At 51.0% G+C, this 7,523-nt stretch carries 5 protein-coding genes; 3 read left to right on the top strand and 2 right to left on the bottom strand.

Annotation, left to right across the window (positions count from 1 at the left end):
* Nucleotides 1–487 precede the first annotated feature (487 nt).
* Nucleotides 488–1,552: an FUSC family protein gene (locus OCV66_RS15145; protein ID WP_147574627.1), complete on the bottom strand. Its 1,065-nt coding sequence runs from the start codon at nt 1,550–1,552 to the stop codon at nt 488–490.
* Between the two features lie 198 nt (nt 1,553–1,750).
* On the opposite strand from OCV66_RS15145, the gene OCV66_RS15140 reads away from it, so the two are divergent.
* Together OCV66_RS15140 and OCV66_RS15135 are read left to right on the top strand one after the other, a co-directional pair.
* Nucleotides 1,751–1,969, top strand: coding sequence for a helix-turn-helix domain-containing protein (locus tag OCV66_RS15140; protein WP_243182498.1), 219 nt, complete (start codon nt 1,751–1,753; stop codon nt 1,967–1,969).
* 91 nt (nt 1,970–2,060) lie between these two features.
* Nucleotides 2,061–2,471, top strand: a complete 411-nt coding sequence (locus OCV66_RS15135; RefSeq protein WP_243182500.1) for a DDE-type integrase/transposase/recombinase — start codon at nt 2,061–2,063, stop codon at nt 2,469–2,471.
* Nucleotides 2,472–3,167: 696 nt separating this feature from the next.
* On the opposite strand, the gene OCV66_RS15130 is transcribed toward OCV66_RS15135, so the two are convergent.
* On the bottom strand, nt 3,168–3,977 hold the full coding sequence (locus OCV66_RS15130; RefSeq protein ID WP_186950394.1) for a LytTR family transcriptional regulator: 810 nt from the start codon (nt 3,975–3,977) through the stop codon (nt 3,168–3,170).
* 416 nt (nt 3,978–4,393) lie between these two features.
* Here OCV66_RS15130 and OCV66_RS15125 point away from each other — a divergent pair, with 416 nt between their 5' ends.
* Entirely contained in the window at nt 4,394–7,372 is a 2,979-nt protein-coding gene (locus tag OCV66_RS15125; protein WP_147574625.1) for an S-layer homology domain-containing protein, read from the top strand.
* Nucleotides 7,373–7,523 lie beyond the last annotated feature (151 nt).

Below are 7,523 nucleotides of genomic sequence, written 5' to 3'. Positions count from 1 at the left end.
GGCGTGCGATTCTTTCTGGCCATATGTATAACCTCCTGTGTGATGCTTCTATTCTACACCACTCAGGAGGTTTACACATAATTTGAAACAGCCTCAGGCCTCTTGACAGGCATCTATGTTCTACCGAATTCCTCGCGGTTCTTTTCCATGCGGTTTACTCCGCTGAATTCCAGGATCTTTCTTCATCTAAATCCTAAATCCCATTTACTGTCCAATCTCAAAGGGCGCAGGTTGCAAATTTACCTGCGCCCTTTCTCTTGGCTTATTTTACGCTTACGAACAGCACACATGAAACGTGTCAATCTGCGGGAAAAAACTCAGCAGGTAAATGAAAGAGCTGTCACTCATTGTGAGCAGTTCTTAGCGTCGGTCTATGGACAGTCATTTCCACGAGCAGCCCAAACCACTGTGCAAGTTTTTTATTTATACTCTAATGGGGAAAATTGTAAACAGAGGCTGGAAGATAATCCTCCGGCCTCTGTCCCAATCAGCACATATTCCCACTCGTTCTATCTTTTATAAGGCGATTTACTGCAAAGTTATATGCATAATAGAAAAATACCCCGAAACAACATCCAATTATATTATTGGCGATACGGAGAATAATGGCCGACTTTAATCCAAAAATACTTGTAGCCATTAAAAGTGCCCCAAAGCAATTCAAAAGGGTTTTCCAATGATATGCAGCACAGAGCCCCAGAAGCAGTCCGGAATAAATTCCTAAAGATGGCTGCGCCGCTGGAGGAAGGAGCTGGTATACAATCCCGAACAGTAAGCTTCCGGCTACTACGCCGCCCAACCGTTGGAATGCTCGTTTGTTGGGCCGCTCTCCGTATTGCGTAAGTACGGTAAGGCAGGCACAGCCTACCCACATGACTCTATCCACTTGAAGAAGTTCACCGACAAGAATTCCCAACGACAGTCCCAGAATCACTTGAAACTGCCACCTTCCAAGAGAAGTGGACAGTGAAAAATCTTTTACAATTTGGAAAAAACTTTTGTCATAGTGTTTTTTTCTGTGGTTGATATAGAAAACGGCTCCGCATATCAGAACTCCTATCAACATTTCCAGGGTACGGAGTCCCAAAAGCCGCCCCTCCACGGGATTACCATATAAGAACATATAGGCGAACAAATACAGTCCGGCGCTTCCATACAGCGGTTCATGACAGGCTGAAATTACAATAAATCCAATGCTCAAAAAGTTGATGCAAAATCCTATAACCGGATTAACAGACTGGGCAATACAGGGGCTAAATGTTAGAAGTACAAACACAACAAAAAAATTTATCATCGACCCCTTGATACGGTATCCAAAGTCAACAAAACGAACCATCAGCAAAATACAGAAGATCACTACGGCGGCAGAACTGTTCTCATTGCCAAAGAAAAAATTTAGTACAGAAATAAAGGCGATAGCAAAGAGAACACAAAGTACATCTTTTATAATTAAGGCCGCTACAAATTTGTGCTTTTCGGATTTAGTTGCGGCAGTTCTGATTTTTTCCTTACATACGGATACATCTAATTGCATTGCCTGATAAAAGTTCATCTGCTCTCCCCTTCCTTAACAAATAATTTTATCATAATTTAACAAGAAAATCAAGAACGTGGTCTTTGTATCAGTGCAGGAGTTTGTATGGGTACAATACATATTGGACAGATGAATAAAAAAGGATGAAGGATAGGGCCTCATCGGTTAAAGTTGGAGTTGCAGGCAACAACTCAACGAGAGGGGGCCATATCCTTCATGAGCAAAAGTATAACACAGGACCTGGCATACCGGCAATCCCTGATGAAATATGCAGAAAAGTACGGCGTGAACCGTGCCAGCCGGAAGTACAACAAGAGTCGGTCGTACATCTACTTTTGGAAGAACCGATGGGATGGGACGGTGCAGTCCCTAGACTACCGCTCCAGACGCCCCACAATCACCCCAACCAGCACACAGAAGCGGAGTCGAAAATGACCGCCGCACCCCCGATCTTGGCATGGTGGAACTGTGGCACCGGCTACGGCCGCGGGGCTATGCCCGCCGCCCGGAAAGCCTGTTCCGAGTGATGCGGAAGTTGGGCTTGTTTCCTGCGGCTGAGAAGAAAAAGACATACAAACCCAAGCTCTATGAGCAGACGACCTATCCCGGCCGACGAATCCAGGTGGATGTGAACGTAGTTCCTCGAAAGTGTATCGCAGCCACAGAACTCCGCCTGTACCAGTACACCGCCATTGACGAGTTCACCCGCCTGCGCTTCCTGGCCGCATACCCTGAGCAGTCCACCTATTCCTCGGCGGATTTCCGCAAAAAGTTGCTCAAGTGGTATGCCCGCTGGGGAATACGAGTGGAGTGCGTCCAGACGGACAACGGGTTTGAGTTCACCAACCATTTTTCCAGCAGCAAGCGAGACCTGCCCACCCTGTTTGAGAGTACCGCGGCCCGACTTGGCATCCGCCACAAGCTCATTCGTCCCTAATACCCCACGTCACAATGGCAAAGTGGAGCGCAGCCACAGGGAGGACCAGAAATGGTTTTACTCCTGCCACAGCTTTTACTCCCTGGATGATTTTGCAAAGCAGCTCGCCATTCACAACCGCCGCTCCAACAACTTCCCCATGAGGCCATTGGGATGGCGTTCTCCCTTAGATTTCACTGTCCAATTTCTTTGACAAACCTACACATGAATAAATCTGCCTTGGATACCAAGACGGACCGGGCATTTTCTTTCAGCCTTACGGCCTACACCGGTTTGAGGTTTCACTGCGCAACCCCTACTGAAAGCTCCATAAGACAATGCGTGCCGGCGCACTCCCTTACTTCAACGTTTTGAAAGACGCACGCCGTTGCCCGCTGGTATCTTTGATAATAGGACAAGGCGGCGGGCCTTGTCAATCCTCTTGCGGTGGCAGCCGCAGTTTTCCGTGCAAAACGTAGCGGAAAACCAGCGACCCAAGGGAGCAAAACCACAAGCTCCGCTTGTGGTTTTGCCACGCCGTAAGGCATGTTCGCCAGAAGCGCCAGCGCCTAGGCTGGGATTTGGAGGCGCAGGTCGCCGGTGGCGACCGCTGGATGCGGCAGACATCCAGCAGCGCCGACCGAGCCGACAGGCGAGACCCCCAACCAGCGTTTTGAAATATCCGAAAAGGATATTCCAATCCATTGCTGGCCTGTGTTATTGGGAATCGTGGCTCGGAATCTCCCTGCTTGGGATTTTATGCAGCAGATCCTCCTTGACCTTCATATAGGTTAGAGAGGGGATGGGAATACAAAGCCCAGAAATCAACTCCACCTCAAAGCGCCGGATCGCCACGATGAACAGCGTATTGACCAGATACCCCCGGTGAATAGGGTAAAACAAATCCGGCAATTCCTTTGCAATCTCCCCGATGGAACTGTTGCAGGAGATCACCCGATCAATACAGACAAACTCGGTTTTCCTGCGCTGGCTTTGCACATACAGAACGGTGTTTGAATTGACGAAAATGGTCTGTGTCCCGCTGCGTATCGGTATACGCCGTCCAGAGGGGCGCTCCAACAGCAGACTGCGGACAAACTGCGTGGTGTTTACGTCCAGGTTCAGCACCTTACTCTCACTTGGCTGCATGTACTCGTAGGAATTGTGCTGGTGTACCATTTTCAGTTCCCCGCCTATGATCCGGTAACTGATGGTGAAATGGTTGATGACGCGGAAAGATCCCTCCAAGCTTTCCACGATGATTTGACCACAGACCTGCGCCGCGCTGTCTCCCAGGGAAACCGGAAAATATTCTTCCTCTATGATGTTGACTGCTTTCCCTGTAAAGCCTTTGAAATGCTCCCGTATTGCGTCGCCGCCAAATAATAGTGGCTCTCCCGTGCCGAGGTAAACGCTGTCCGGGCAGAGGTAGGAAAACCATTTATCTAAGTCCCCCGCATAGTGGGCGTGGAACAATGCTTTTGTAAGGGCCGCGATTTCTTCCAAATCGATTTTTTTAGCTGCCATTGACAAACCACCTTTGCGCGTTTCTTTGATTTCCATTTTAGCAAAGCGCGGGAAAAAGGGCAAGAAAAAATGTGTGATTCGTAACATCAGACGCATCATTGGCGCAAGCTCTATTGACTGCTTTTGTTGTCTTAGGTATAATCGTTAAATAGGGAGATTATGCGTTTTTTTGTAAAAAGAGGTTGACAAGTATGATTCTATACGATATACTCACGGCAGACAGGCAGACAGGCAGACAGGCAGACAGGCAGACAGGCAGACAGGCAGGATAAGTCTGTCCTTTTTTGCTGTGTAAATAAAGAAAAAGTCAACAAAAAGGGCGCGTTGCGTCCACGGTTTTTCCGTGGGCGTGGCGCGCCCTTTTTGTATGTTGCGCTATTTTCAGATGATTTCATGACAAGAGGGAGGAAGCATATATGAACACAGGAAAACGGTTATTGTCCGCGCTGCTGTGCGCCTGCATGATCGCGGCGCTTTTGCCGACAGCGGCACTTGCGGCAGGAACAGACACAGGCAAGGCGATCCAGCTTGTGGACAGCGGAACTGCCGCGAATATCAGCGGCGGACAGGACAGCAATATATATTTTGGTAGATATAAGCAAAGCAGCAATGACAGCGACGGCTATAACACCGATCCCATCAAGTGGCGGGTGCTGGAAAATGCCAAGGGACAGTTGTTTCTGCTTTCCGACCAAAATCTTGACGTATTTCAATATCATACGAAACAGGAGAGCGTAACATGGGAAACCAGCACCATGCGCTCCTGGCTCAACGGGTACGATGCGTCGCACAATACCGGCGGCAATGACGGGATTGACTATACAGACGATAATTTTATCAGCACCGCTTTTTCTGACGGAGAGCAAGGGGCTATCGCAGAAACAGAGGTTGTCAATGATGATAACTCGAAGTATCACACAGAGGGCGGCAACGACACTACCGATAAAATTTTTCTTTTGTCAATTGCAGAAGCACAGAACAGCAGCTATTTTGCCGATAACGACAGCCGTGTCGCGACCAATACCGCCTATGCCGCAGGCGGCGGTGCATCCGGCGGTGTCGGCGGAGCCGGTTTCTGGTGGCTGCGGTCGCCTGGCGGCGACCAGATTTACGGTGCGGCCGACGTACTCATGAACGGCAGTGTGGCTGAGGACGGCGGCTATGTGAACAATACTTTTGTCGCTGTTCGTCCCGCTTTTCATTTAGATCTGACATCTGTCCTCTTCACATCTGCCGCCGTAGGCGGCAAAATCCCCGCCGCTGAAAGCAGCGATAATCAAAGCGGCGAAGCCGCCGATGCGATTTTTGAAATTGACGGTTATGGCGGCAATGAGTGGAAATTGACGCTTTTAGATGGAAGCCGCGATTTTTCCATTTCCAAAGCAAAAATTGAAGAAAGTAAGATTGACTTTTCCTACTCCGGCGCACAGACTGGGACGAATGAATATATTTCCGTTGTTATCGAGGACAACGGTGCGATTACCTACTACGGGCGCATTTTGCAGCTGGACGGTATGACCAATGGCGCAGAGGGAACGACAAACCTTACGCTCCCTGCGGGTGTAACGTTAGACAATGATACAAAACTGTATGTATTCAACGAGCAGTACAACGGCGGGGAAAACGACGATACCAGGCTGACGGACTACGGCAGCAAAATGATTGATGTGCAATCCGCTGTTGACACCACCGCCCCGAAGCTTACATCGGGCAGCGCAACCCGCGACAGCGAAACCGACGCGACGGTGAAGTTTACCAGCAGCGAAGCGGGCGAATATTACTATGCCATTGTAGAAAGTGGCGCAAGCGAGCCGGAGATCACTACCACCGGAACAGGGACTGCCTGCACAGCGGAAGAAAACACCATTTCCCTAACCAAGCTTACAGGAAATGGGGCAAAGGATATTTACATTGTCGTGAAAGACGAGGCGGGAAATGTCAGCAAAAAACAGAAAGTCACCATACCCGAATATATCCCGCCGGTCTATGAGATTTCCGCATCCCCGGCCACGCTGGACTTTGGCAGTCAAACGGTAGGCTATACAGAAGCACCTGCCGCGCAGACGGTAACAATCAAGAATGAGGGCAACCAAAACACAACCGTTAGTCTGCCGACCAGCACGAATTATACCATTACGGCGGGAAAAGGCTTTACAGGTAGCGCCGCCACTCTTGCCCCCGACGGTACGGCACAATTCACTGTCCAGCCGATCACTGGGCTTGACGTGGAGAACTATGCGGAAACGCTCACTGTTTCCGGCACGGAAAACGTCAGCGCGCAAGTTGCGCTCTCCTTTGCCGTTGTCGAACCCCAACCAGCCACCTACAGCTTGACCGTAAACTTAAACGGTGGCAACGGGGTTGACGCAAGCGGCGAGTATGCCGAGAACGCAGTTGTTGAGATCAACGCAGGCAGCCGCAGCAATTACCGCTTTGACGGGTGGACTTCCTCAAACGGCGGCACATTTGCAGACACTTCCAGCGCGGCAACCACCTTTACCATGCCTGCTGCAAGTACCACCATAACGGCAAATTGGCGATACATCGGCGGCGGTGGTGGCGGAGGCGGCAGCGAGGGTACCAGCAGGCCCACCTACCGCCCCGATGTGGAGAACACGGAAAACGGAGATGTGGCCGTCCAGCCCAGCAATCCCCACAAGGGCGACGAGGTGACCGTTACCCCCAGGCCGGAGGACGGCTATGAGGTGGAGGCTGTGATCGTCACCGACAAGGACGGCAAGCCGGTTGACGTGACCGACAACGGCGATGGTACCTGGACTTTTACCCAGCCCGGCGGCAAGGCGACGGTGGAGGTCATCTTCCGTGAGATCCCGCTGGGAACCCTGCCCTTTACTGACGTACCGGAAAGCGCCTGGTATTGTGACGCAGTGCGTTACGTCTATGAAAACGGCCTGATGAACGGCATCGGCGGCGGCGCGTTCAACCCCAACGGAACCACCACCCGGGGTCAGATCATGACCATCCTGTGGCGCATGGCGGGTTCCCCCGGCATGGAGGGGGAGATTTGGGGCTATCCCTTTGCCGACGTGGACGCCACGGCCTACTATGGAACAGCAGTCTACTGGGCGAGGATGAACGGCATCGCGGAGGGGTACGGCGACGGTAAGTTTGGCCCTGATGACCCCATCACCCGGGAGCAGTTCGCCGCTATACTCTATCGGTTTGCCCAGGAGCTGGTCTATGATGTGACCGCAGCCGCCGACCTCTCCGGCTATGCCGACGCGGGCAGCATCAGCGGCTACGCCCTTGCCGCCATCCAATGGGCCAACGCCGAGGGCATCATCAGCGGCACCAGCGACACCACATTGACCCCGCAGGGGCAGACCACAAGAGCGCAGGCTGCGGCCATGCTCATGCGGTTCTGCGAGCAATAGTCTTGGAACTCGCAACATTGCAAATGTAAAGTTATCTGACGTCAAGGAATTGGCTTTAAGAATGAAAGAACGATAATCGTTTTTTGCTTTCCGCATAAAGACTTCACGTTCAGGTACAATATCTATATCAATCAAACTACAGGTCTTAAAA

This window comes from Agathobaculum ammoniilyticum (assembly GCF_025567315.1).
Classification (GTDB): Bacteria; Bacillota; Clostridia; order Oscillospirales; family Butyricicoccaceae; genus Agathobaculum; species Agathobaculum ammoniilyticum.
This window is presented reverse-complemented; position numbering and strand designations above follow the sequence as displayed.

Coding starts and splice junctions, on each gene's coding strand:
- OCV66_RS15130 (WP_186950394.1), bottom strand. CDS start 3,977: ATGGCAGCTAAAAAAATCGATTTGGAAGAAATCGCGGCCCTTACAAAA.
- OCV66_RS15140 (WP_243182498.1), top strand. CDS start 1,751: ATGAGCAAAAGTATAACACAGGACCTGGCATACCGGCAATCCCTGATG.
- OCV66_RS15135 (WP_243182500.1), top strand. CDS start 2,061: ATGCGGAAGTTGGGCTTGTTTCCTGCGGCTGAGAAGAAAAAGACATAC.
- OCV66_RS15125 (WP_147574625.1), top strand. CDS start 4,394: ATGAACACAGGAAAACGGTTATTGTCCGCGCTGCTGTGCGCCTGCATG.
- OCV66_RS15145 (WP_147574627.1), bottom strand. CDS start 1,552: ATGAACTTTTATCAGGCAATGCAATTAGATGTATCCGTATGTAAGGAA.